This is a genomic window from Dyadobacter sp. CY345 (assembly GCF_021502725.1).
Lineage (GTDB): Bacteria > Bacteroidota > Bacteroidia > Cytophagales > Spirosomataceae > Dyadobacter.
The window spans coordinates 335,313-359,155 of sequence record NZ_JAKFFS010000005.1 but is presented as its reverse complement, the minus strand read 5'-3'; the positions used below and the strand labels follow the sequence as shown (position 1 = coordinate 359,155).

21 protein-coding genes are annotated in these 23,843 nt (G+C 40.1%); 13 read left to right on the top strand and 8 right to left on the bottom strand.

Features of this window, described 5'->3' with window-relative positions:
* Positions 1-59 precede the first annotated feature (59 nt).
* Positions 60-494, top strand: a complete 435-nt coding sequence (locus tag L0657_RS22135) for a hypothetical protein (protein WP_235152949.1) — start codon at positions 60-62, stop codon at positions 492-494.
* Positions 495-633: 139 nt separating this feature from the next.
* On the top strand, positions 634-1,164 hold the full coding sequence (locus L0657_RS22130; RefSeq protein ID WP_235152948.1) for a DUF4142 domain-containing protein: 531 nt from the start codon (positions 634-636) through the stop codon (positions 1,162-1,164).
* Between the two features lie 36 nt (positions 1,165-1,200).
* On the opposite strand, the gene L0657_RS22125 is transcribed toward L0657_RS22130, so the two are convergent.
* The 3 genes from L0657_RS22125 to L0657_RS22115 form a co-directional block, all read right to left on the bottom strand.
* On the bottom strand, positions 1,201-1,629 hold the full coding sequence (locus L0657_RS22125; protein ID WP_235152947.1) for a response regulator: 429 nt from the start codon (positions 1,627-1,629) through the stop codon (positions 1,201-1,203).
* Between the two features lie 155 nt (positions 1,630-1,784).
* Positions 1,785-2,030 carry a hypothetical protein gene (locus L0657_RS22120; protein WP_235152946.1) on the bottom strand — a complete coding sequence of 82 codons (246 nt, stop codon included), beginning with the start codon at positions 2,028-2,030 and terminating at the stop codon, positions 1,785-1,787.
* A 103-nt stretch (positions 2,031-2,133) separates the two neighbouring features.
* Positions 2,134-2,574: a hypothetical protein gene (locus tag L0657_RS22115; RefSeq protein ID WP_235152945.1), complete on the bottom strand. Its 441-nt coding sequence runs from the start codon at positions 2,572-2,574 to the stop codon at positions 2,134-2,136.
* Positions 2,575-2,747: 173 nt separating this feature from the next.
* On the opposite strand from L0657_RS22115, the gene L0657_RS22110 reads away from it, so the two are divergent.
* Genes L0657_RS22110 through L0657_RS22100 form a run of 3 tightly spaced genes read left to right on the top strand, consistent with a single transcriptional unit; the run spans position 2,748 to position 4,978 of the window.
* The gene (locus L0657_RS22110) at positions 2,748-3,902 is read left to right on the top strand and encodes a zinc-dependent alcohol dehydrogenase (RefSeq protein ID WP_235152944.1); all 1,155 of its coding nucleotides are present in this window, start codon (positions 2,748-2,750) and stop codon (positions 3,900-3,902) included.
* Between the two features lie 6 nt (positions 3,903-3,908).
* Complete coding sequence (locus L0657_RS22105; protein WP_235152943.1) at positions 3,909-4,388, top strand: hypothetical protein; 480 nt, start codon at positions 3,909-3,911, stop codon at positions 4,386-4,388.
* 32 nt (positions 4,389-4,420) lie between these two features.
* Entirely contained in the window at positions 4,421-4,978 is a 558-nt protein-coding gene (locus L0657_RS22100; RefSeq protein WP_235152942.1) for a DUF4142 domain-containing protein, read from the top strand.
* Positions 4,979-5,091: 113 nt separating this feature from the next.
* Here the strand turns inward: L0657_RS22100 and L0657_RS22095 are convergent, their stop codons facing one another.
* The gene (locus L0657_RS22095; protein ID WP_235152941.1) at positions 5,092-5,760 is read right to left on the bottom strand and encodes a PAS domain-containing protein; all 669 of its coding nucleotides are present in this window, start codon (positions 5,758-5,760) and stop codon (positions 5,092-5,094) included.
* A gap of 422 nt (positions 5,761-6,182) precedes the next feature.
* On the opposite strand from L0657_RS22095, the gene L0657_RS22090 reads away from it, so the two are divergent.
* The gene (locus L0657_RS22090; protein WP_235152940.1) at positions 6,183-6,596 is read left to right on the top strand and encodes a hypothetical protein; all 414 of its coding nucleotides are present in this window, start codon (positions 6,183-6,185) and stop codon (positions 6,594-6,596) included.
* A 37-nt stretch (positions 6,597-6,633) separates the two neighbouring features.
* Here L0657_RS22090 and L0657_RS22085 read toward each other — a convergent pair whose 3' ends face one another.
* Entirely contained in the window at positions 6,634-7,119 is a 486-nt protein-coding gene (locus tag L0657_RS22085) for a response regulator (protein ID WP_235152939.1), read from the bottom strand.
* Between the two features lie 940 nt (positions 7,120-8,059).
* Here L0657_RS22085 and L0657_RS22080 point away from each other — a divergent pair.
* The 3 genes from L0657_RS22080 (at position 8,060) to L0657_RS22070 (ending at position 11,172) form a co-directional block, all read left to right on the top strand.
* Positions 8,060-9,016 carry an MBL fold metallo-hydrolase gene (locus L0657_RS22080; RefSeq protein ID WP_235152938.1) on the top strand — a complete coding sequence of 319 codons (957 nt, stop codon included), beginning with the start codon at positions 8,060-8,062 and terminating at the stop codon, positions 9,014-9,016.
* 166 nt (positions 9,017-9,182) lie between these two features.
* A complete protein-coding gene (locus L0657_RS22075) occupies positions 9,183-9,566 on the top strand; it encodes a DUF302 domain-containing protein (RefSeq protein WP_235152937.1) in 384 nt (127 codons plus the stop codon).
* 226 nt (positions 9,567-9,792) lie between these two features.
* A complete protein-coding gene (locus tag L0657_RS22070; RefSeq protein ID WP_235152936.1) occupies positions 9,793-11,172 on the top strand; it encodes a sigma-54 dependent transcriptional regulator in 1,380 nt (459 codons plus the stop codon).
* 120 nt (positions 11,173-11,292) lie between these two features.
* On the opposite strand, the gene L0657_RS22065 is transcribed toward L0657_RS22070, so the two are convergent.
* Positions 11,293-12,204 carry an AraC family transcriptional regulator gene (locus L0657_RS22065; RefSeq protein WP_235152935.1) on the bottom strand — a complete coding sequence of 304 codons (912 nt, stop codon included), beginning with the start codon at positions 12,202-12,204 and terminating at the stop codon, positions 11,293-11,295.
* A 611-nt stretch (positions 12,205-12,815) separates the two neighbouring features.
* Between L0657_RS22065 and L0657_RS22060 the strand changes: the two genes are divergently transcribed.
* Positions 12,816-16,082 carry a sigma 54-interacting transcriptional regulator gene (locus L0657_RS22060; RefSeq protein WP_235152934.1) on the top strand — a complete coding sequence of 1,089 codons (3,267 nt, stop codon included), beginning with the start codon at positions 12,816-12,818 and terminating at the stop codon, positions 16,080-16,082.
* 36 nt (positions 16,083-16,118) lie between these two features.
* On the opposite strand, the gene L0657_RS22055 is transcribed toward L0657_RS22060, so the two are convergent.
* The gene (locus L0657_RS22055) at positions 16,119-17,624 is read right to left on the bottom strand and encodes a SulP family inorganic anion transporter (protein WP_235152933.1); all 1,506 of its coding nucleotides are present in this window, start codon (positions 17,622-17,624) and stop codon (positions 16,119-16,121) included.
* A 574-nt stretch (positions 17,625-18,198) separates the two neighbouring features.
* Here L0657_RS22055 and L0657_RS22050 point away from each other — a divergent pair.
* The 3 genes from L0657_RS22050 (at position 18,199) to L0657_RS22040 (ending at position 21,302) form a co-directional block, all read left to right on the top strand.
* A complete protein-coding gene (locus L0657_RS22050) occupies positions 18,199-19,002 on the top strand; it encodes an alpha/beta hydrolase (RefSeq protein WP_235152932.1) in 804 nt (267 codons plus the stop codon).
* Positions 19,003-19,108: 106 nt separating this feature from the next.
* Positions 19,109-20,167 carry an alpha/beta hydrolase gene (locus L0657_RS22045; protein WP_235152931.1) on the top strand — a complete coding sequence of 353 codons (1,059 nt, stop codon included), beginning with the start codon at positions 19,109-19,111 and terminating at the stop codon, positions 20,165-20,167.
* A 133-nt stretch (positions 20,168-20,300) separates the two neighbouring features.
* Positions 20,301-21,302: an SLAC1 anion channel family protein gene (locus L0657_RS22040; protein ID WP_235152930.1), complete on the top strand. Its 1,002-nt coding sequence runs from the start codon at positions 20,301-20,303 to the stop codon at positions 21,300-21,302.
* A gap of 70 nt (positions 21,303-21,372) precedes the next feature.
* Here L0657_RS22040 and L0657_RS22035 read toward each other — a convergent pair whose 3' ends face one another.
* Positions 21,373-23,793, bottom strand: coding sequence for a sensor histidine kinase (locus L0657_RS22035; protein WP_235152929.1), 2,421 nt, complete (start codon positions 23,791-23,793; stop codon positions 21,373-21,375).
* Between the last annotated feature and the right edge of the window lie 50 nt (positions 23,794-23,843).

Sequence of the window (23,843 nt, the reverse complement as noted above, 5' to 3'; positions counted from 1 at the left end):
CAATCAGTTACTGGCAGGCTTTTTGTTCAGGCCACGGGATTTAAAAAAAACGCAGGATTATGAAGACAGTTAGCATTGCGATATTGATGGTAGGCGTGTTGGGTTGCCTTGGAACAGAGGCCTTTTGTCAAACTAAAAAAATCGAACATTTACCCGATGAAGAATACGCTGCCAACTGGCAGCCGGTATTTTATAAAAAAATTGTTTCTTACGTGCAGCTGCCAGGCGATCCGTTGGAATACAGGAAAATAGATTCCTATGTGTTTTACAGAGCAAAACCAGATATTGACAAGAAGGAAGAGCAGTTAAAATCCGGAGACTTGAAACGCCAGCGATATCTTGGACCTCATCTGGAGAAAACGGGCCGGACATTTATAAAATTATTGGATGATAGTGTCTTGGGTGTTGAGAATAAAAATCTAACGACTCAGGACCAGTTGATGAATAATGAAATGATGTTCGGCGGAATTGGAACAAGTCCATACATCGATTAGCCAATCGGTATCCAGTTCCTTTTTTAGAGATGTAATAATTGCATGGCTTGTATTTACCTATAATCATTAATTTGATGGCACACTTTTTGACCTGCACAGCGAATTTTTCAATCAATCCTAACATTAAACTACGTGTCTCATGAAAGCCTGTTTCCTGATAATAACCTGTATTTCACTGGCAGCATTGCTGGCATTTTCTGATCGTTTCGAAAAAGAGTCTCCTGACAAAAAATTTGTGCTTTCTGCGGCAGATGGCGGAATGCTCGAAGTGAAGTTGGGGGAGCTGGCTATAAGGCAAGGTACGAAAGCTAAAACCAAAGAATTCGGTAAAATGATGATCACCGATCATAACAAAGCGAATAACGAGCTGAAAACTCTGGCCAGCAAAAAAAAGATTGAGATTCCAGCAAAACTGAGTAATACAAAACAACAAATCTATGATAGTCTCGCTGTAATGAGCGGAGAAAAATTTGATATGCTTTACATGAACATGATGATCGCTTCGCATGAAGAAACTGTTGGGCTCTTTCAGACCGAATCAACCAGCGGAAAGGATCCGGAATTTAAAAAGTGGGCAGATTCAAAAATACCTTCGCTGAAACATCATCTTGAAATGTCCAAACAGCTGTTTTCTTCCGAATCACAGCCCACGAAGAGTAATGGGAATTGATTAAGGGTAGTGCAAAGTGCAGAAAATGGTTATTCATTAGTTAACTCGATCTACCCAGAAGTTACAAATGGATTGTACGGTTGTCTTCATGAGCAGGGAATCTATCGGTTTTATTATCACGGCATTCGCTCCCGCCTTATAACATTGCTGAACTTGCTGGTCCGACAGGTAACTTGTCATGACCACTACGGGTGTGTCGTATACAGGTAGACCGGTAGACTTCCCTTCACTTTTAAGTAATTTTAATAAATGCAGTCCATTCATTCCTGGCATGTGCAGGTCTGTTACAATAAGAGATGGCAAATCTTTGGGCTTATTCATTTTCAGAAGTTCCAAATGCTGGTGGCAGGCCTTGGCATTTTCAAAAAACTTAACGGTGCATGGCCGGTCCAGTTCTTTGAGCAGTCTGAAAAATAGGAACTGATAATCAACATTATCGTCAACGACAAAGATTTCACGATTCATAAGATACTTCCTTATTCAATTGGCAAAAAAACTACACAAACTAATATTATACCACCTGCCATGCTTTTTGTCTGCTAAGAATTCAGTGCAGTCGAACACAGCTGGTGGTATAAAATTTTGTTTGTTGGTAGAAACGTTACAGTTCAGCTTCAATTTTACTCCTGATCATGCCCCTGGGTTTTAACAATTTTATTGTAGACACCCAACAACAAAATGGGGGATGCCCACTGCCCCACAAACAGAGCGGTGTGTTTGCGTCCCATGATTTTCAAGGCCAGGGAAACGCCAATTACACCCAATGAAGACCAGAGGAATATGTCTGATGGCAATTTAGCTGTTTGTTCTTCGATCGCTTCTGCAACTTGGCCTTCACCGTGTCCGGCATTTGTCAGATTTTCCATATAAATTTTTGTTTCGTGCGGCGCCTATTTGATAAAAATCATTCCCGCACAAACTGGGGAAATGGGAAGCTTGTAAACAGGTATGCCGTCTTCTGGCCATTAGTTATAATTTTCGGTTGTTTTTGAAAAGTGCTAACGTCGTTGCGAATATGATATGTGCCACCATTAACTGTGCATAAAATTCTTTTTTATTTGTTCTGGGCGGTGCGGAATGAGTTTGGAAAAGTGTCTCCCATGAAAGGATACCAACCAGCCCTGCCCCGCCGCCAAACAGTATTCCATTCTTAACGGAAGATTTCAAATTCGTATTCTTGAAAAATAGCAGGTAGGCGATAGCAAATCCCGCCCCGATCAAATAATGCGACGCCCAGCCCATAGGTTGGGACGCCTCTTTCCCTACCCCGCAGGTCCTGCCAATGAAAGTTGCAAGCAAATCGGGTTCCCGGAAGTTCTCTTTTTCGTGATCAGATACGGCGTAACTGAATAGTGTCATGGCAGTTGTTGCTGCCAAAGATGAAATGACTGTTTTGATAATTGGTTTCATTGCGGATAATTTTTGAAAACTTGGAGATTTAAAAATATTTGACCGGCCGGAAGTAAAATGTTATGCCAGTTATTGCTTTCCAACCGATTCTTTGGTCACCCCATTCCGGTTCGGCATGATTTTTATCTTATCCCGCCGTCAAAAATTCTTTATCACAACCTAAAACGGAAAATATGCTAGCAATGAATTACCGCGGACCTTATCGGGTCCGCGCTGACCGCAACAAGTCAATGCCGCGGATAGAACATTCCGGTGATGCGATTGTGCGGGTGACACGTTCCTGCATTTGCGGGTCAGACCTGCACCTTTATCACGGTCTTGTTCCGGATACCCGTGTAGGGACTACTTTTGGCCACGAGTTCGTTGGCGTAGTTGAGGAAGTTGGTTCAGAGGTAAAAAATCTGAAAGTGGGTGATAATGTGCTCGTCCCTTTTAATATCTCATGCGGTAAATGTGTTTTCTGCGAGCAGGAGCTCTATGGAAACTGTCACGAATCAAATCCGGAAGCAACCGCTGTGGGTGGGATTTTTGGGTATTCCCACACGGCCGGCGGTTACGATGGCGGACAAGCCGAGTATGTCCGGGTTCCGTATGCGGATATTGGACCTATGATTATTCCTGAAGATATTGACCATGACGACGCAGTGCTTCTGACCGATGTCGTACCAACTGGCTACCAGGCGGCGGAAATGGCAGGGATCAAGCCAGGCGACACCGTGGTGGTTTTTGGAGCAGGACCTATTGGAATCATGGCCGCAAAATGCGCCTGGCTTTTTGGTGCAGGGCGCGTAATTGTTATCGATCATATCGAATATCGCTTGGAATTTGTAAAAAAATATGCTCAATGTGAAGCATATAACTTTCGTTCGCTTGAAGATCCGGTATTGTTTATCAAAAAAACGACAGACTGGTTAGGTGCTGACGTTTGCATCGATGCTGTGGGATGCGAAGCGGCTGGAAGCGCCTTTCAAACAATTACAGGTCGAAAGCTAATGTTACAGGCAGGCTCGGCAACTGCTTTGCACTGGGCAATTAATGCAGTCAAAAAGGGTGGGGTGGTGTCCATCGTAGGAGTCTACGGACCAACGGGGAATATCATTCCCATAGGGAATGTAGTGAATAAGGGGATTACAATCCGTGCAAACCAGGCTTCTGTAAAACGACTGCTTCCGCGGTTGATCGAGCACGTGAGAGCTGGGCGAATTGACCCAAAAGGGATTATCACGCATAGAGTACCACTTGAAGAAGTTTCCGACGCTTACCATATTTTTTCCGCCAAACTGGACAACTGTATCAAAACGATTCTGATACCATCCGCCAGAAAATAAGTCAATATGAAAAAGACAGAAAAAGATTATAGCCATATAAATGGTTGGGGAATAGATCAAAACCCTTTGGACGTACCAGCTTATCCGATGAAACATCGGACTGAAAACGATAACAAAGGTATGATTTGGGAAAGACCTACCCAGCAGCCTGCAACAGTGGAAATTCTTCATTCGAATGAACGTCCAGGGCTAACCGCCGTATTCGGAACTCCTGTTCCGCCGTCAGGTATCAGCGGAAATATTCGTCGTTTTGCTTTTAAATACAGCGAGTCACATGCATTACACTGGCTTGCCTTGCTTTTGGCGGACCGTGTTCAAATGTTCGAAGGGCTTGCCGATGATCTGAAATCCGGCCATGTTCCGAACATTTATTCCGAAGTCGGTGGCCGCGCAGCATTAAAACATAACCCTGCCGGAGTCGTCAGGAAAGTTGTAATCAGCGTCGCAGTTGTCACATTGGTCGTGGCCTGGCTGCGTCGTAAATAATTTTTTATCTTCTTATTAAACAAACAAAAGTTATGAAAAAGTTAAATTCAATATTCTTAATTGCCGCAATGACATTTGCTGCGATGGCATGTAGCGATGACGATGATCAGGACGATGTTTCAGCTGTTGTAACCGAAAAAGACAGAACCTTTATGTTAAATGCCGCCGATGGCGGAATGTTTGAAGTGAGGGCTGGCGAACTTGCAGCTGCAAAAGGTGACTCGATGATGAATATGATGGATTCAGATTCTATGAGCGTTCATTCATTCGGGCAAATGATGATAACCGACCACAGCAAAGCAAATGACGAGCTGAAATCATTGGCGAGTGTGCGGCAGGTTACGATACCAACTACGCTGAGTACCGCAAAACAGCAAAAAGTTGACAGTTTAATGGCGGCAAGCGGTGCTGCTTTTGACATGATGTTTACTAAAATGATGGTAGTTTCTCATCAGGAAACTGTAAACTTATTTCAGGCTGGATCAAGCGGCGGCGATGACAATGAGATAAAAGCATGGGCATCCGGAAAGTTGCCAACGCTTATACACCATCTGGAGATGGCTGAAATGATTAGGAACTCAATTCAATAACATTTCGTCTTTGAAGAATCAAGAGCGCAACTAAAAGGGCGCTCTTTTTTGGTCATTACTTTATTAACAGTATTCGTGATGATCTATTCTTATCAAACATTAGTGGCAATGTTTCAACTATTTCTTGTGTGTTCATTTTTTTCAGACGCGAACTGAGCAAGTAACTGATCCATTAAAACCTGGATTTGCGTTACGTTGCGCCGGATCATTTCCAGAGTATAATCCCTGTCTTCTTTTTTTTCCATAAGTTGCAGAAGTCCCGAGGCTCCCGACACGATACCAATAGCACCACGCAAGTCGTGGAAATTTGTTCTTAAAATAGACGTCCACTTATTAATAAAATGTTCGTCATGCGCTTTGTAGTCATGGATATCAATTCCTGTACAAAGATATTCTTCACAAACTCCGTTCGTATAAATAGGCCGTGTGTATTCGCAAATCCAGCGATATTCGCCGCTGCGATGTAAAAGCATGTAGGTGATGCTGAACTCTTTGTTTTCAGAAACAGCCTGTTGCCAGGCATTTTTATATAGTCTGCGACTTTCTGGATGCATATTTTCCGTGAAGTCATGCTCATTTGAAAAGGTTGATCCAGTGTAATCTATCCAGGCCTTGTTGATATATTTACTATTCCCAACCGGGTTAGAAATTCTTAACAATGCGGTAGTATGAGCCAATATTTTCTCGTTAATTGTTTCTTCCTGAGGTGAAGTTTCGCCATGTCTCGCATCAGGCTGCGTATTCTGCATTACTTGGTATTTTGTATTTCGTCCTTGATTCATGATCAGGTTGGTAAGATTGATTATTGACAAGGCACATTTCATGAAATTCACAAGGGAAGCGTCCTGCTGTTATTGGTAAGATTGCCGATATTTGGCTTTTGAAAGGTATTGTCAGGAGCTTTATATGATAGGTTTTTTCCTAACTGTAAGTTGAATCGGATAGAAGCACCCATTCTTCACTCGGTAGTGCGAATACAATATAGTACACTCAAATAATATGCCAATTGTATTATTGAACGAACTTTCCAATCCTTTTTTAACAGAATAATAGGCTTATTCTTAAACGATTCAGTTTGCCCTGACTGGAGATAACTCATAAGTGTCGATTTTACGAAAATAATTTTTGAAATACCCCACGTATTGGCATAAAAGTTTTCGAAAAAATCAATAGATCCTATTCACGAAACCACAAGTTATTATAAATGAAGACGCTGGTATTTTCATCAAAAGTTGTCCCGAATAGTGTGCCGACCGGATTTTTAGGGATATTTAAAATGTTGCATTTGGAAACGGGTGAGTTGTATGTATATAGAGTTCTGATACCAAAGCATATTTATGCCGGATCGCAGGTTGCAGGAAAGGGGAGTGTGCAAGAAGATTCAAATTGGTGTCAAAGCATGTTTTATGCCTTAGCGGAGTTTCTGTCAGTTTACAATACAACTTACGGTCACTTGCCATCTGATAAAAATATCTATCAGGACAGACGTTCATATACATCTGATCAACAGCCATTTGGTACGAAAGTCTATTATCTGGTAGAAAAATCGAAGCGCAGATCTCTGGATGATAAAGAACTGATATTAGAGGACGCCATGGATATAATGACCCGGAACTGAGGCAATTTTGATTTGTGGTTACAAGAACATTAACCAATTATGGGTGAAATTTCATAACAGTTGCAGATGTTGATTGCGTGGAGACAGTTGCAAGTTTATTATGATCGACCCAATAATGGCAGATACGAATCAGCAATTGTTTCAAGTCGTCTAATTCCACAGGTTTACTAAAAAATGACGTGGCACCTGCAAGGTAACAATTGTTAATATCTTCCTGGTTGGCCAGCGCGCTTAACATAATTATTGGTATGGTTTGCCACTGCGTAACCGCGTTCGATGGCGTTTTTCGCAACATTTTCACGACCTCCAGTCCGCTAAGTGTAAGCATTTTCAAATCAAGTATAATTAGTACCGGCCGCCTTCCACGGAAATTTTCATCCGATTGTAAAACCATGTATTTATACAATTCGTGAGCTCCCTGAAAAGATCGGATTTTATATTCAGGCAGGAATTTGTCAAAAATAACGCGTACGATCTGGCGAAAATCGGCTGAATCTTCTACCAAAAATATTTCTTTTTGCATCTTTAATGTAGCTGGTTAAGTTGTAGGTGAAGTTTATTCGTAGCATTCAATAATATTGAACTATGTGTTCAGGCTCATTTTTGCCCGGAGCTTAGTTTCGTTCTGACAAGGCTTCAACCTGCCTTCGATTGCTATAAGGATCGTATACTGTCATGTTTTTCTGCCAGGTGTATCCTCTCTAAGATGCTGTCATTACAGCATCTGCTGTTCTCTATATTATAGCAAAAAGTTGTGCCGACAGTTACAAAATATAGGTAATAGGTCAAAAAAAATCTCAATTCATGGTGAAGCGCCGTTAAACAGCGATTTAAAAATTATTATCTGGATTGAAATATCTGGCAGTGGAGATTTTACCTCAATGTGTCCTAAGGTCGCGAATGAGAGTACAAACGACTTATCACAATCAACTTCTGGAATGGGATTTTCGTCCGTACCGAATGTACACGGCATAATTCTAATACTGCTTAACCCGGAAAAGATTTTAAAGAAATTCATTGTAGTTTATAATGGCGGCAGGGCATGTTCCTTGCCGTCATTTTTATGACATTTGACTAAGCGTTTTGATTTCTGCATTTAAGACATGTAATTGAAATCTTTCTTCTCAAAATCCTTCGGTCGCTTTTTAATTGCTATTTCACCATCTATTCACGAAACGGTGATATATCGCTGACATTTTAAATCAATTTTATGTATAACAAACTGATTATTAATTGATTACGATATGGTATAGTAATTGATGACTAACAAGCTTAATCAGCTTGAATAACGCCCAGTACAGAACCAGAAAAAAAATACCTGATCAGATTGGGTCATTTATTAATACCGATTTATCCTTTACGTATATACAATAGCGAATGCTCCGTTAATTTTTCAAAAGCTGAGCCATAGCCTGATGATTTGTATTATTTACTTTTTTTAAAATTTTAGATTTAATTATGCTATGAGCAATCAAAATGAAGATACTATTAGCCGGCGAAGGTTTATCGCAACGGCGGGACTGATATCAACGGCAATACTTACGCGCCCTGAAAGCTTATTTTCTCAAAAAGAAAGTCCGGTTATAACCATTATGCGAGCTGCGGCAACAGCTAAAATTAACGTAACAAAATTGAGAGGTAACGTGAGTGTATTGGAAGGCTCAGGCGGCAATATTTCGGTTCTGCATGGTCCGGACGGCAAACTGATGGTTGATGCCGGAATCGGTGTGTCAAGACCTAATGTTTTAAACGCTCTAAACTCTCTGAGCGGTGATCCGATTAAGATGTTAATTAACAGCCATTGGCATTTTGACCATGCAGATGGAAACGCCTGGGTACATGAAGAAGGCGCAACCATCATTGCCCATGAAAACACCAGAAAGCACCTTGAAACGACAGTTAAGGTTGATGATTGGGATTATACATTTCCTCCTGCGCCAAGAGATGGGCTTCCAACTGTTCTGTTTAAGGATCAGCATATGGTTGACTTCAACGGTGAATCAATTCAGATAAAAAAATATAAACCTGCACACACCGATAGTGATTTATCCATCTACTTTCCCAAAGCGGATGTTTTACACGTTGCAGATACTTTATGGAATAGTTACTATCCGTTTATTGATTATTCTACCGGTGGAAATATTGACGGTATGATTCTGGCTGCCCAGGCCAATATTGAACGTACTACGAACAAAACCATCGTCGTTCCAGGCCATGGCGAAGTTGGAAATAGGGCAGATCTAGTTGCCTTTCATGAAATGCTTGTAACGATACGGGAAAAAGTTGCGAAGCAAAAAAAAGAGGGCAAGTCACTTGAAGAGATAGTGGCAAGCAAACCAACAGCGGCGTATGACGCAAAGTGGGGTGGATTCGTTATTAGCGGTGCGACTTTTACATATCTGGTGTATAAAGGGGTTTAATTAAAGCAGACTGGAATTTACCATCTTTGGAATATATAAAAGCAGTAATCTTTTATTGCCTGGGCAAAGGATGTCAGATATTAGAAAATTTCACGACGTGAAAAACTTAACCAGATTTGTCATTCGAAAAGCTTTCAAAAATAATCAGTTAAGATAAATATAAGGTATGGAAAATTATGACGGGGTTATAATTAGGCCCACTGATTATTCTGTTGAAGATGCTACGAATCGACTTGTCATTTTATTGCAGAACAAAGGCGCGACAATTTATGCCAGAATAAACCAGCAAACAGAGTCTTATAATGCTGGTCAGAAGATTTTACCCTTAGAATTCATATTGTTTGGCAATCCCCATGGCGGTTCACAGATCATGGCGGAAAATCCGGTGGCGGCCCTTGATCTGCCGTTGAAAATAATTGTATGGGAGGATTCAAGTCACAAGAGGTGGATCGCTTATAACGCGGGTTGGTATTTTCAAAAAAGGTATTCTCTATCTCCCCAATTAGAGACTTTGCTTAATCTTGATAAATTAATTGTAGACGAATTTTGAAAGTGAGTTCGGCTAATAAAAAGTGATTTATCAGTCCTTTAATGAGTTAGACAAAAGGCTTGTTTTCTCAAAGATTTGCGTTGTAGACGACAACCTCTTAAACATACGATCTATTTGATTTTACATTTTTTTATTTCTGGAATAATTATTAAATTTATCAGATACGAGGATGTATTTAAGGGTTGAATGGTCTGTTGTCTATGTCAAATGAAGCTATATACCACCATTGAAAACAAAGATTTTAATCGTCGAAGATCAGTTCATTGAAGCTAATAATCTCCAGATGATTCTTGAACGTGCGGGTTACGAAGTTTGCTCAATCGCGCGCTCCGTTCCAATTGCGCTCAAAATTATCGCCAGGGAAAATCCGGAACTCGTATTGCTGGATATTTTCTTACAGGGAAGTTTGACCGGTATTGACCTCGCCAGGAGTTTAACTGAAAAAAATATTGCATTCGTTTACTTGTCGGCCAATTCGAACGGTCAGATTCTTGATGCTGCAAAGGCAACAAAACCTTATGGCTTTCTGGTAAAACCGTTCAGAGAAAGAGACGTTTTGGTTATGCTTGATGTCGCCTGGTATTTGCATCAGCAGAAACAGGATCTGAGCGAAAAAACAAAAGTCTTCAAAGAGCTGAAGACTGTTCAGCCAGCTGATGAGTTGAAAGACATTATTGGTAAAAGTCCAAAAATGCAGTCCGTTTTGGAGAATATCCGGATTGTCGGACATTCGGATATTTCGGTAATGATTTTAGGAGAAAGTGGTACCGGAAAGGAACTTGTTGCAAAAGGAATACACCAACTGTCTCAACGAAAATTGAGACCGCTTGTGGTTGTCAACTGCGCCGCCCTTCCGGCAAATTTAATTGAATCCGAACTTTTTGGCCATGAAAAAGGGGCTTTTACAGGAGCGTTGAACAAAAGGGTTGGGAAGTTTGAAGAGGCCGATCAAGGAACTATTTTTCTCGATGAAATTGGCGAATTACCTATGGATTTGCAGGTAAAATTTCTTCGTGTATTGCAGGAAATGGAAATTGAACGAATAGGAGGTACTGTTAGAAAAATTAATGTCAGAATAATTGCTGCAACCAATAGAAATCTGGAAGAAGAGGTCGTTGCCGGTCGGTTCAGGTTAGATCTTTATTATCGTCTGAATGTATTTCCAATATTATTGCCTCCATTACGGGAACGGAAGGCGGACATTTTACTTCTCGCGGATTACTTTTTACGGAAATATGCTACGAAGGAAGGCAAGACGATAACCGGTTTTGCCGATCATGTAATTCAAGCTATTCTTGATTATCACTGGCCTGGCAATGTTCGCGAACTGGAAAATCTGATGGCAAGAAGTGTTTTGCTTGCAAATGGATCAATAATTAATTCGCTTATTTTACCAAAAAGTATCCGTCAGTCAGATAAGGCTGTGGAAGCGGAAAGGACCAAGACTATTGAAGAAAATGAACGCGATCATATTGTTCGGGTTTTGGAAAAATGTGACTGGAAAGTTTACGGGGAAGACGGTGCAGCGAAATTGCTGAATATCAATGTGTCAACACTAAATTCTAAAATGAAGAAGTTAGGAATTCAAAAGGGTAAGAGCTTTTGATCAGATTTCGCGAAATTGTCATCGCTGATCTTGCAAATGAAAATTTCTGCGTTTATTGGATTGGGTTATGATATTGTCGAACATTTTTATAAGTTAATTGTTAACCAATTTAGAGTAATTTTATGCGTTGTTTAAGGTCCTTCCAGTCTTGTTTTTAAAATCTGAAAAACAGACGCCGCTGTAATTTTTGAAGAATTTGCTAAAATGAGATGTGTCGTCAAATCCAAGTTCATAGGCAATTTCCTTCATACTTTTTGAAGAATACATTGCCCGTTTTTTTGCTTCAAGTATAACTTTTTGTTGAATATGATAACTCACAGAATAACCCGTAATCCTTTTAATCACGCTATTAAGATGATTCGGGCTAATCGCCAAGTCTGACGCATAGTCAACAACTCTTTTTTTGACAGTAAATTTTGAATTCAGCGAGTCCATAAACAGCTGCTCCAATCGATTGTTTGGTATAATAAATTCAGGTTCTAGGACGGTTTTTCCCGACAGATAGATCAGCAGTATTTTTAACAGACTTCTTAAAACTTCCGATTTTAATGTATAAAGATTTACGTACTCTTTCTGCATAGATTCGATAAGTAATTGCACGTCAGGTTGCATATCTCTGTCGAGCAAGATTTCCACGAACACGTTACTGTTCGATAATTGTAGTACCCGAGAGGTTTCAGAGCTGGTCCGACACAAAAAATCCTCTGAAAATGAAATGGCAAAACCTTCAACGGCGCTGTTGAATTGGAATTCGTATGGCTGACCAGGCGAGAGCAGATAGGCACGGTTGTCCTTCACAATTTGTGTGGTCCATGTTGTTTTAAACTGGCCATTTCCCTTTTTAATCCATATAATTTGGTACAAACCCAGCAGCCCTGAGAAAGGGGCGGCGTGCATATTATTAAACGAATTCGAATCCAGTTCTTTAATTTGAAATGGAAGCCTGATTTTTTGATTATTAGATATAAGCTGGCCGAAAGGTCTTTTCGAAGAAAGCTCAATCTGCTGATATTTGAGTTCCGCGTGGTTCATGGTGAGAAAATTAGGTTGAAGAGAATGATTAATAGCGTTTTTTAGATTTTTGATTTTTCGCGATACCAAATGCTCCGATTTGAACTTATGGATTTCGATTCAAAATCCGGCGTCATCACAAACCGGGAAGTTGCATTTCTCTATTACTTAATCCAGAACTGTGCCAATAATTAAAATATTGAAATTCAGCTAATTGTGAATATTTGACTAAATTTTCGCCGTTAAATATCGCGAATAGACGATGGCAGTACTATCAGTCAATAGTAATGCTCGGAACGATGTAAGTGAATTCGAACAGCTTTTTTCAGGCGGGGAAATGACGCAGAGAATTATTCGGTATTAGCTTATGCTTCCGGTATGGGATGACAACGAAAGTCGGGACCTCTCTTATTTAAATACAATGCAATACCATTTATCTTTCACTTAAACTCAATTTTCAATTCTGGTGAGCTGATGAGGAGATTACTTCGCATCCGTAATCAGACACGTTGCATTAATGAAATGTCAACAATTTTAAGATATTATTAGTGAAATATCACTAACAAAAATATCTAAATAATGGTAATTCACTAATAGACAGCATATTGTATTTTAGGTATAGAAATTGAGGTATGAATGAAACTCAGTTTTCTATCTTAACTCACAAAGCGATGGTGACTTACCTTAAACGCGTAGACATAAATTCGGATCTTTGCAGCCAGAAAGATTTCAGTGATCGAAATGAAAATGCACAATTATCCTCGGTGATTGATAGACACCTGAACTCTCTGCAAAGTCTGCATGCTGAATTGTCTTATGTCATCAAGAATCGTTCTCCTCACGAAGATGAAAAGTCCATCTTGCTTTCTTTAAGCAGCGAAATTGCAGCTATGCGGGATAAGGCGGGACTTTTTAATGTGCTCTGCATGAAACTCAGAGCATTATTTAGCATGCAAGAGTTTGCTGTCGTGCTGATTAGTGACGAAGGCGAAACGCTATATCCTTATTTTATGGACGTTGAAAGTCATGTAGTTACCACGGAGGATTTTCCGGATTTTGTATATACAAATTATCCCGTAGACAGCCTTCGCGATCGAATAACAAGGTCGGAAGATCCGTTTGTGATCAACAGGAAGGAGCTTTTTTCTCAATATCCGGATCTAAAATATTTAACTTTTTGTAAGGAAAATAACATCGACGATGTAATTGCTGTACCATTACGATTTGGCAATAAAAAGTTGGGATGTCTCTTTTTTCATCAAGATACAACTAATCCTGATGTGATTCAAAGCCAGCTGTTAAAGGCCTTTTGTGCGCAGATATCAGTTGCCGTTTCCCATGTTACAGCAACCGAAGAAATCCTCAGGAGAGATCAGGATAAATCAGTTTTATTAAATTTTAGCAATGATATCGCTTCCGTAAGAGATAAGACGGGCCTGGCTTTGATCATAAAAAAATATCTGAAAAACCTTTTCGGGATCAGAGAGTACTTTATTTCGATAAAGAATGATGATAATAAAACGTTAAGTTATTTTCTTCATGATATACAGGGAATTGAAGACAATGTTCATTTTCAATCAATCGTAAATTCCAGATTGCCTATTGCAAATTCTTTATCGGAGCCAGTTTTCCAGTCAGACGAACCCGTTGTTTTTGATATAGATGTCCTCTTGAAACAGGGAGGATTGTCGACACTCAGCACAGCATTTTGGCAAACAATGGGTGCCAAAAGAATTCGCGGGTTGCGGCTGAAAGCAGGACAACAAGATGTTGGGATACTCTGGACACAGGCTGATCAAATGAATGATCATTTGTTAAAAGGGATTTCATCGCAAATTGCCATTGCAATTTCGAATATTCTGGCAAATGAGGAAATTTCGAGGAGAGAGGCTGAGAGAGAGCTGCTGCTATCCATTAATTCTGATTTGGCTTCCGTAAGGAGCAATGATGATTTGTTGATCGTGATAAAAGGTAAAGTGAAAAGTTTGCTAGGGTGCAGCCATACTACGCTTAGTATTATCAATGAAGATAAAATTACAGCAAGCGCATTTTTGCTTGATCCCGATTCTACTGCCAGAACGCATCCGGATTACGAGGAAATTTCTTCTGCCAGGTATGTGATCAATGATGGAATTATGAATAAAACCAGGATTAATTCAAGACCTGTTTCTTTCGATCTGGAAGTGTTAGATCAATGCCAGAAATTGCCTCCTTATCTCAGGGTCAACCTGGAAAGTGGATTGAAAGAAATTGTTATGGCCCGGTGTACGAAAGAGGATGACGTGTTTGGTTTTTGGCTTATTCATTTTAAAGAAAAGCAGGAGAAAAATAAATTTAACCTTATAGAAAGTCTGGCAAACCAGATTTCTATTGCCGTTTGTAATATTCGTGCTAATGCCGAAATTCAAAGACGAGAAGATGAAAAATCACGATTGATTGCATTTAGTAACGCCATTGCATCCGTGCGTGATAAGACAACCCTTGCTAAAATTATAAAACGTCAGTTATTTGAATTATTTAAGATTGACGATTATGTGATACATATTCCCAATGAAGACAGAAGAACGCACAATGCAATTTTATTTGATCCGGAATCCGATTACGCCAGCCAATTTCCGAACCCAATCATAAATTACAATGAGGGATGGGGAAATTGGTCAGATCCGGATGAGACTATTGCCGATGGGACAATCCCGGCAAGCTATATTTCGTTGCGGATAGGTTGCGAAGATATTGCGGTTATGCATTTTCGACAATCCGACGTTAACCAAATTACCATCCAGCAGAATCTATTTAAAAGCATTTGCTCGCAACTGGCCATCACAGTCGCCAATGTTATTTCAAATGAAAAAGTCAGCAAACAAATAGCAGAAATCAGCAGTTATAAACAGCAGCTCGAAGAGGAAAAAATTTATTTGAAAGAAGAAATAGAAATTACTCAGAATTACGCCGAAATTATTGGAGAAAGCCTTGCTATTCAGAAAACATTCAGGCTCATAGCCCAGGTCGCGCCGTCAGATAGTGCGGTCCTTTTACTTGGCGAAACGGGTACCGGAAAGGAGCTTGTGGCACGTGCTATCCACAATAATTCGCCGCGGAAAAACAAGATGATGGTGAAAGTTAATTGTGCGGCCTTACCTGCCAATCTTATTGAAAGTGAATTGTTTGGCCATGAACGTGGAAGTTTTACCGGCGCTACTGAGCGCAGGTTAGGCAAGTTTGAGTTAGCAAATAATGGAACGTTGTTTCTGGATGAAATCGGTGAAATGCCTCTTGAATTACAAGTGAAACTTTTGCGGGCTTTACAGGAAAAAGAAATTGAAAGAGTTGGTGGGAAAACTACTATAAAAGTCGACGTCAGAATTATCGCTGCGACCAACCGTGACCTTGAAAAAGAAATGGAAGAAGGTCGTTTTAGAAGTGATCTTTTCTATCGGCTTAACATATTTCCGATTTACCTCTCATCACTTAGGGATCGAAGGGAGGATATTCCGTTGCTGGCAACACATTTTATCCACCGTTATTCAAAAAAAATCGGCAGGAAAATTAATACACTAACGAACAGGGCGTTGCAGGATTTGATGGAATATAGCTGGCCGGGAAATATACGGGAGCTGGAACATTTGATCGAACGGAGTATTTTGCTTTCTACTGGCGACACGATTAAACAAATTCATCTGCCTGTTAATAAACCTAAAAACTATGGTGCAGCACATACGGAAGAGTTAAAGCTGAAAACGATTGATGAAAATGAACGCGAGCATATTTTGATGACGCTCAAATATTGTAAAGGCAGGGTAGCAGGAGACTTTGGAGCTGCGGAAATCCTGGGCGTTCACCCAAGTACTTTAAACTCAAAAATAAAACGGCTTGGGATCAAAAAAGAACATTTTGCTTAATAACTATATTAATTCCAAAATGGGAAATTGGATTTTCTAATCCGTCAGAATATTAACCATAACCGTTGAATTTGCATTTTTTAAAAGCAGTAAACTTTCCGGACTGAGGTTGGACAGGTAGATTTTCTTTCCGGCCTTTTCATAGCGTAACGTGAGTTTATGGAGAATCATGACGCTGCTCATGTCGTAAAGCCTGCTTTTTGAAAAGTCAAGAATTATTGTTTGTAAGTCGTCATCCGGGTTAAATTTTTCAATGAACAATTTCACCGAACCAAAAAATAACGGACCGGAAATTTGATATAAACTCAACTCTTTGTCATCAGGTTGTTTTGTTACAAAAAGCGTTGTCGTGCTGTTCCAGGCAAAAGCCAGAGCAGACAAGATCATACCTACTAAAATTGCCAATGCAAGATTGTGATAAATGACAGTGATTAATGATACTAATATGCTGATGGATACATCAAGAAACGGCATTTTATTGACCATCTTTAAACTTGACCATGCAAATGTGTTTATTGAGACCGTGATCATGATTCCGGTGAGGGCAGCCATAGGAATATCTTCAATAATCGCCGAGCAGTATAATATGAATACAAGCAGCATTGCAGAAGCAACAATGCCGGAAAGTCTCGTTCGTGCACCGGACGAGACATTTATCAGGCTCTGACCAAGCATCGCGCAGCCACCCATACCGGAAAAGAAACCTGTGGTAATATTGGCTATTCCCTGAGCAAACATTTCTTTGCGGCTGTTTCCGCTGCTGCCGGTTATGTCGTCGAGTATGTTAATGGTTAGGGCGGTTTCAATCAGGCCGATACTGGCGATGATGAAAGCGTATGGAAAAATAATTTTAAACATTTCATAAGAGAATGGCAGTGCCGGTATGTGGAACGATGGGAACCCACCATTTATCGATGCAATATCTCCAATGGTGTTTGTCTCTAACCCAAATAAGTGAACAGCCGCATAAATAACAAGAATTGCTATCAACGAGGAGGGAATCGCTTTGGTGAATCTTGGCACTGCGTATACAATTGCCAGTGTGAGGGATATCAGCATTAATAATTGATATAATTTATCTCCTTGAAGCCAGACGAAGGCATCTTCATCCTTCATTTTAAATTGGTTTAACTGCGAAAGAAAAATGATGACGGCAAGTCCGTTGACAAAACCAGTCATAACAGGTGCCGAGACAAGGATAATTAATTTATCGGAACGCAATATGGCCGCGATCATTTGGATGATTCCGGCTAAGATAACTGCGGCAAAAATATATTCACTGCCGTGAGCCTGGGAAAGACTTACTATTGCCACTGCGACTGCACCCGTGGCACCGGATATCATTCCTGGTTTTCCACCAAAAATGGATGTTATAAATCCAATGGTACAGGCTGTATATAAACCGTTCAACGGAGAAAGTCCCGCAATAATCGCAAAGGCCATAGCCTCGGGCACCAAAGCGAATGCCACAGTTAAACCTGACAATATTTCTATCTGGAAATTAATTTCGGTATTCTGGAAATAGGATCTTAACGGCGGCATAATCGTGAGCAGGATTTTTTTATGGCATTGCAATTAAATTTTGTTCCAATGTGTAAGTTGTTGACTGTAAGATTAATATAATTTTCTTTCAAATCTTTTAATAACGCTATTTCATTAATTGGTATTTTCTTATCTGAATGCCGTTGAAGTATTCTGAGGCCGTTTAAAAGTATTCTGAACTACGAGGTATTGATTCTTATCCCACTTGCGATGACATTTTGATATGCGTATAATGCTGACCGACTGAAATAAGTTTCGGATATGAAATCCGGTTAATAATTATCTGACCTGTTAACTAAACTTTCTGGGTTCAAGCAATTATTGCTTTTAATATATCGAAGCCAATTTTTAATTGAGATATAAACAGGAAATCATATTTTATCGAAATATCGTTTCCGTTTTGTGATATAAATTCTTGTAAAACTTTGTTTGTCAACGACTTAATTATTGGCATAGTTTGTGATTATGACTTTTGATCTGAAATTAAGAAAAAGAAATCCTGGTAGAATGGAGCCAGAACTTCCTGCAAATCTTAGAGTTTGATCCAGAACAATAATCATTAAATTATCAAAACATGAAAGCGAAATTTCTAAGTACACAGATCAATTGTGGTTTAATCACAGTCATGGCGTTATTCGGCATTATGCTGACTGCAACGGTCAAAATTCAAGCCCAAAATGTCCAGGCCAAAAATGTAGTTATCGTGCATGGCGCATTTGCAGATGGATCGAGCTGGCGGGGTGTTTATGATATTCTCTCAAAAAAGGGTTACAATATCACACTTGTTCAAAATCCATGCAGTTCATTAAAAGACGATGTTAACGCAACAAATCTTGCATTAGACAAACAGGATGGCCCTGTTGTTTTGGTAGGACATTCCTGGGGCGGTACAGTGATCACGCAGGCAGGAGTTCATCCAAAGGTTGTTTCCCTGGTTTATCTTTCTGGTTTTCAGCCTGATAAAGGTGAAAATACAATAAAATGGGCGAGTAGCTTGCCGGCCGCGCCCGAAAATGGTCTGATGGCTCCGGATGAAAAAGGTTATGTGTATTACAGCAAAGAGAAATTTCATGACGGTTTTGCAGCAGATCTGGATAAAAAAGACACTGACTTTATGTACGCTGCCCAAGGTTTCATTTTTGGAGAATGTTTCGCTACCCCGGTTACCGAAGCCGCCTGGAAAACCAAACCCAGTTTTGGTGTTCTACCAACTGATGACAAAAGTATCAATCCGGAAATTTTGAGGAACATGTATACACGCTCTGGAAGCAAAATTACCGAATTAAAAAGCAGTCATGTTTCCTACATTTCGCACCCCGATATAATCTCCGATGTGATAATTACGGCTTCAAAAAATATCAGTTCCAAACCGAACTGAATCGGATTTAAACACAAGCAAAGTTAATGTTATACATATTTAAGTGGTTGATATCCAAATCTGTTTAGTAGTTTAAAATTGAGTAATAAATACAAAATGAATAATTATGGAAAGCCTTTTAAATTCAATTTCGCCAGCAGCTCTGAGCCTGGTTTTTAGTATCACGCTGATCTTTGGAGTCAGCATCACCTCATTTGGTCAGGTCAAAGATTATGCGACTGACGAGCATCTCAGTCCGCAGGTCCGAACATTTCTGAAAGGACTAAACACAGGTGGTCCGGGTTTGGAAACATTGTCGGCCAAAGATGCACAAATGGTTTTGGTGGATGCTCAGAATGCTTTTAAAGTTGACTTGTCTGGTATTGAGGTAACTGAAAAAGATATAGTAACGGATGGTTTTACTATCAAACTAAACATCGTAAAACCGGCAGGTGTAACATCAAATCTCCCGGTATTTATCTTCATTCATGGCGGCGGCTGGGTTCTTGGAGATTTTCCCACACATCAAAGAATGGTCCGGGATCTGGTTGTATTATCGGGTTGCGCTGCTGTTTTTGTGAATTATACACGGACACCTGAGGCAGTATTTCCAACACAGATCAATCAAATTTATGCTGCCACAAAATGGGTTGCGGAACATGGAAAGGAGATCAATGTGGACGGAAAGAAGCTTGCCGTGGTGGGTAACAGCGTTGGCGGGAATATGACAGCCGTTACGACCTTGATGGCAAAGGCTAAAAAAGGCCCGGAAATAAAATTACAAATTATGATGTGGCCGATTGTGGATGCCAATTTTGAGACAGATTCCTACAAAATGTTTGGAGATCAGCGCTTCTTGACCGTTCCCACGATGAAATGGATGTACGATATGTACATTCCTGATCCTGAAAAAAGAAAAGACATTTATGCATCACCGTTACAGGCAACCACTGAACAGCTTCATAGCCTGCCGCCTGCTTTAGTTCAAGTAGCCGAGAACGATATTTTGCGCGATGAGGGTGAGGCTTATGGAAGGAAACTGGAACAGGCGGGAGTAAAGGTAACAACCGTTAGATACAACGGAGTGATCCATGATTTTGGCCTTTTGAATGGCCTGGCCGAGATTCCACAAACAAAATCATTGTTTGTTCAGGCAGCGGCAGAACTAAGAAAGTATTTAAAATAGCTTCAATTTTTATAGAAATCATGAGCATATTCAGAGCTCATGATTTCTCATTTTTCTGAAATTATGATAAAAATATTTCTATTCATACTTAACTTTTATTTCATTCAGCACCTACTTTAACTACGCCTTTCCGATGCAAACACCTTTAAAGCGTCAGACTTTTCTCGAATTTTTACCTGTAAGTATTTTTGGAGGTGTCATGGGTATGTGCGGGCTGTGTTTTTCATGGCGTTTTGCTCATAAGTTCTGGGATGTCGGTTATTTGACCGGAGAAATTATAGGTGGCCTGGCGGTATGTTTTTTTCTTGTACTGACAATCGTTTACCTTTTTAAATTATTAAAATATCCCGCGCTTGTAAAGAAAGAATTTGAAAACGGGATCTCAGTGAGTTTCTTCGCAACTTTTATCGTTTCGTTATTATTGATTCCGGGTATTCTGTTACCTTATTTTCCATTCTTGGCAACGGTAATATGGTCAGCAGCATCTGCTTTGATGTTTGGCTTTGCCTGGTATGTCCTTCGAAAATGGCTGGACTCGCCGCAAGCGGCAGAAAGTGCTGTTCCCGCGTGGCTGATGCCTGTCGTTGGTACCTTGGATGTCCCCGTCGTAGGCAACAAACTGCCGATGGAAGGTGCCCATGAAATTTGCTTGTTGTTTTTTGGAATAGGAGTAATGTTTACTCTCATTTTGCTGCCTATCATCATGGCAAGACTGTTTTTTCAGAAGCCTTTAACACCAGCTATCCAGCCAACGCTGATGATTCTGACAGGTCCGTTTTCTCTGGCATTTACCGGTTATGAAGGCCTGTCGGGTAACCAGGACTTGTTGGCCAGTGTATTTTTTTATTTCAATTTTTTTCTGTTTGTATTATTTCTGAGCAAAATTACACTGTTGCCAAAAGCCTGTCCATTTCAGGTTTCCTGGTGGTCTGTCAGTTTTCCGTTAGCCGCCTTTACAATTGCCGCCTTCAATTATGCTGATCACAAACCGGACGTCATCCATTTGTCTTTGGCCGGCATTTTACTTTTTTTGACGACCGCAGTTATCACTTATCTGCTCTTTCAAACGGTAGCGAGGATAATAACCGGAAATTTTGTTCCTCAGATATCTCCGCCGCAACAGGCATTGTCATAATTTCGAAGAGTGAGCCTTGGTTGAATCAGCGGTAAGCCATCGGGATTTGTTGCAGCGATGAATTATGGCTTTACAATGCATAAAAATTCGAATTGAAGATGATAGTGATCTCAGTGCCGTTATGATTCTTAATAGTAAGATCGCCTTCAATATCTTCGCTTAATCCCTTCATTAACTTCAAGCCCAGTGATCCGGGTTTCTGGTTCATCTTATCCCGATCCATACCAATTCCATCGTCGGCAATCCGCATGGTTACTTGTTTTTCATTGGTTTGTAAGCTGACCGTAATCGTCCCTTTTGCATCGTCAGGAAAAGCGTACATAATGGCGTTGGTGACGGCTTCGTTCAAAATTAGCGATAACGGAACTGCCTGTGAAACGTCAAGTTCCAACCTAGTGGAATTTAGATCGAACCTGATATTAGAAATGTTTTGAAAACTATCAGCAAGATACTTCACAAATTCAGGAATAAAAACAGCCATATCTACGCTTTTTAAATCCTTGGATTGATAAAGTTTCTGATGGATCAAAGACATGGCATATATCCTGTGCTGGCTGATTTCCATCGCTTTTAATGCATCGTCCCGTAAATAAGCCGCCTGAGATTCCAGGAGGCAGATAATCGTATGAAGGTTATTTTTAACCCGGTGATGCGCTTCTTTCAAAAGCCATTCTTTTGAAATGATCAGACTGTCCTTCTCTTTTATCAATGTTTGCAGCAACAGATTTTTATTATTTATCTCCGCTTTCTGCTTGTTATTTGTGTAGTATCGGTTTAGCAAAAGCAAAATAATTACCAAAGCACCGGCGAATCCAACATAGGCAATTTTTTTTGTCTCGTCTGTACGCTGCAATTGAAGAATTTTTTCCCTTTGCAGCTCCCTCATACTTTTTTCGTTTTGTTCGGTGCGGTACTGAACCCGCAACGTCTCAATAATCTGGTGTTGTTTTTCCGTTTCATATAAGTCTTTTAAATCGCTGTATTGTACATGATACTGTAAGGCAGAAAAATAGTTTCCGGCGATTGAATCAATTTTGAAAAGCTGATAATATGCGGAGTAAGTATTAGCCAGATCCGAGCTGATTCGTTCCGGATCTGATACAAAAAGAAGGTGATGCATTTTGGACAGATCATATTTTTGCCATTTGTAATAAAGATCTCCCAATTTCAGGTTTATGAAATTTGTGTATTTTGATTTTGTTACAATATTGTACTTTTTAATTGCCTGATCAGCAAGCTTATACTCTTTCTCGGCCTTAACATAGTTGCCATAACTTGCATAGTTATCACCCAGAATTATCAATGCCTGGATTTTTTCTCCAAGGGTTGTTGGAGGGTATCTTTTCAGATAGTTATTGACATAGCCAATCGCTTCCTTTGTTCTATCCATGCTTTTCAGTGTCAACGTTATAAATTCCACCGTTTTGTAGATATCCATCGCTACTCCTTTGTTTGCGGCAAAGTGACTCAGGGCTTTTTTGTACCAACTCAGACTTTCTTCATACTGGTTGATACCGGAACTCACATTCCCAACCCGGCAATAAAAATAGCCCAGCACAAAATCATCCTTCGTCGTTTCTGAACTGCGAACAGATTTAAGCGCATAATCAAAACCGACACCTAGATTATTTGTCGTGAAATATATTAAAGCTAGTAAGTCATATGTGTAGTGTTTGTAAGGGAATTTGATAGAATCTTCGAGCCTGAGTGCAGCAATCGAATTGGTTTCAGCACCTTTCATGTCCTTGATCAAAAAACTCAAATAACTGATGTTCATCAGGCAGTTTACCTGATTTTCCTTATCGTTTATTTGCTTATAAAGCTCGTTCGCTTTTTGAATACTGGTAAGCTTAAGAACTATTGTTTTGGCTGACGGTGGGCAGTAGCTTCCCTGATAATTCCAGGCCTTCGCTTCCATAGCTTTATCGCCGGACTTCTGAGAATTTTGTATGATCTTTTGAAAAGTGGCAAGTCCAGCTTCCACCTCGTTATTTTTAAAAAAACTTTTGCCCAGAAGGCATAAGCTTTGGTTAAGCCAGAATGAATTATGCTGGGATTCACTTTCCTGTCGGGCGGCTGAAAGGAAAAAGCTGGCACTATCAAAGTCGGATTTCCGGGATCCGGGCTGGAAGGCGTAATACGCACCAAGCAATACCAGCAACTTGGTATGGTCTATTCCTTTGAGCGTTTGTAACCGGTTTATAGCTGACCTCGTGTCTCTTTTGTTAAACCAGGTGACGTCAATATCGGAATATTGGCTGCCAAAACCTTCGGTTACGACCGGCCATCTGCTTATATTTCTTGTTTTGCTGACCAATAAAAGACTGCTGTCCTGATCCACAATGCCTTCTCTGACGACGGTAAAATAGTTGAGGCTTAACTGAAGCCGTAAGAAATCTGTTTTATTACCAGAAAGTTGAGGCTCAGACCAAGTCGGATTTGATAGAAGTAAAAATAGAAAAACGGAGATCAACGAATACAGCTTGACCATACGAATACCATTTAGCAGAAAAAATAATTAAATGCAACGCTCCTTTTTAT

Excerpts from the sequence above, each read along its gene's own strand:
- L0657_RS22135 (WP_235152949.1), top strand. The coding sequence starts at position 60 with ATGAAGACAGTTAGCATTGCGATATTGATGGTAGGCGTGTTGGGTTGC.
- L0657_RS22040 (WP_235152930.1), top strand. The coding sequence starts at position 20,301 with ATGCAAACACCTTTAAAGCGTCAGACTTTTCTCGAATTTTTACCTGTA.
- L0657_RS22080 (WP_235152938.1), top strand. The coding sequence starts at position 8,060 with ATGAGCAATCAAAATGAAGATACTATTAGCCGGCGAAGGTTTATCGCA.
- L0657_RS22050 (WP_235152932.1), top strand. The coding sequence starts at position 18,199 with ATGAAAGCGAAATTTCTAAGTACACAGATCAATTGTGGTTTAATCACA.
- L0657_RS22095 (WP_235152941.1), bottom strand. The coding sequence starts at position 5,760 with ATGAATCAAGGACGAAATACAAAATACCAAGTAATGCAGAATACGCAG.
- L0657_RS22120 (WP_235152946.1), bottom strand. The coding sequence starts at position 2,030 with ATGGAAAATCTGACAAATGCCGGACACGGTGAAGGCCAAGTTGCAGAA.
- L0657_RS22115 (WP_235152945.1), bottom strand. The coding sequence starts at position 2,574 with ATGAAACCAATTATCAAAACAGTCATTTCATCTTTGGCAGCAACAACT.
- L0657_RS22035 (WP_235152929.1), bottom strand. The coding sequence starts at position 23,793 with ATGGTCAAGCTGTATTCGTTGATCTCCGTTTTTCTATTTTTACTTCTA.
- L0657_RS22060 (WP_235152934.1), top strand. The coding sequence starts at position 12,816 with ATGAATGAAACTCAGTTTTCTATCTTAACTCACAAAGCGATGGTGACT.
- L0657_RS22125 (WP_235152947.1), bottom strand. The coding sequence starts at position 1,629 with ATGAATCGTGAAATCTTTGTCGTTGACGATAATGTTGATTATCAGTTC.
- L0657_RS22090 (WP_235152940.1), top strand. The coding sequence starts at position 6,183 with ATGAAGACGCTGGTATTTTCATCAAAAGTTGTCCCGAATAGTGTGCCG.
- L0657_RS22055 (WP_235152933.1), bottom strand. The coding sequence starts at position 17,624 with ATGCCGCCGTTAAGATCCTATTTCCAGAATACCGAAATTAATTTCCAG.
- L0657_RS22110 (WP_235152944.1), top strand. The coding sequence starts at position 2,748 with ATGCTAGCAATGAATTACCGCGGACCTTATCGGGTCCGCGCTGACCGC.
- L0657_RS22075 (WP_235152937.1), top strand. The coding sequence starts at position 9,183 with ATGGAAAATTATGACGGGGTTATAATTAGGCCCACTGATTATTCTGTT.
- L0657_RS22105 (WP_235152943.1), top strand. The coding sequence starts at position 3,909 with ATGAAAAAGACAGAAAAAGATTATAGCCATATAAATGGTTGGGGAATA.
- L0657_RS22065 (WP_235152935.1), bottom strand. The coding sequence starts at position 12,204 with ATGAACCACGCGGAACTCAAATATCAGCAGATTGAGCTTTCTTCGAAA.
- L0657_RS22100 (WP_235152942.1), top strand. The coding sequence starts at position 4,421 with ATGAAAAAGTTAAATTCAATATTCTTAATTGCCGCAATGACATTTGCT.
- L0657_RS22045 (WP_235152931.1), top strand. The coding sequence starts at position 19,109 with ATGGAAAGCCTTTTAAATTCAATTTCGCCAGCAGCTCTGAGCCTGGTT.
- L0657_RS22130 (WP_235152948.1), top strand. The coding sequence starts at position 634 with ATGAAAGCCTGTTTCCTGATAATAACCTGTATTTCACTGGCAGCATTG.
- L0657_RS22085 (WP_235152939.1), bottom strand. The coding sequence starts at position 7,119 with ATGCAAAAAGAAATATTTTTGGTAGAAGATTCAGCCGATTTTCGCCAG.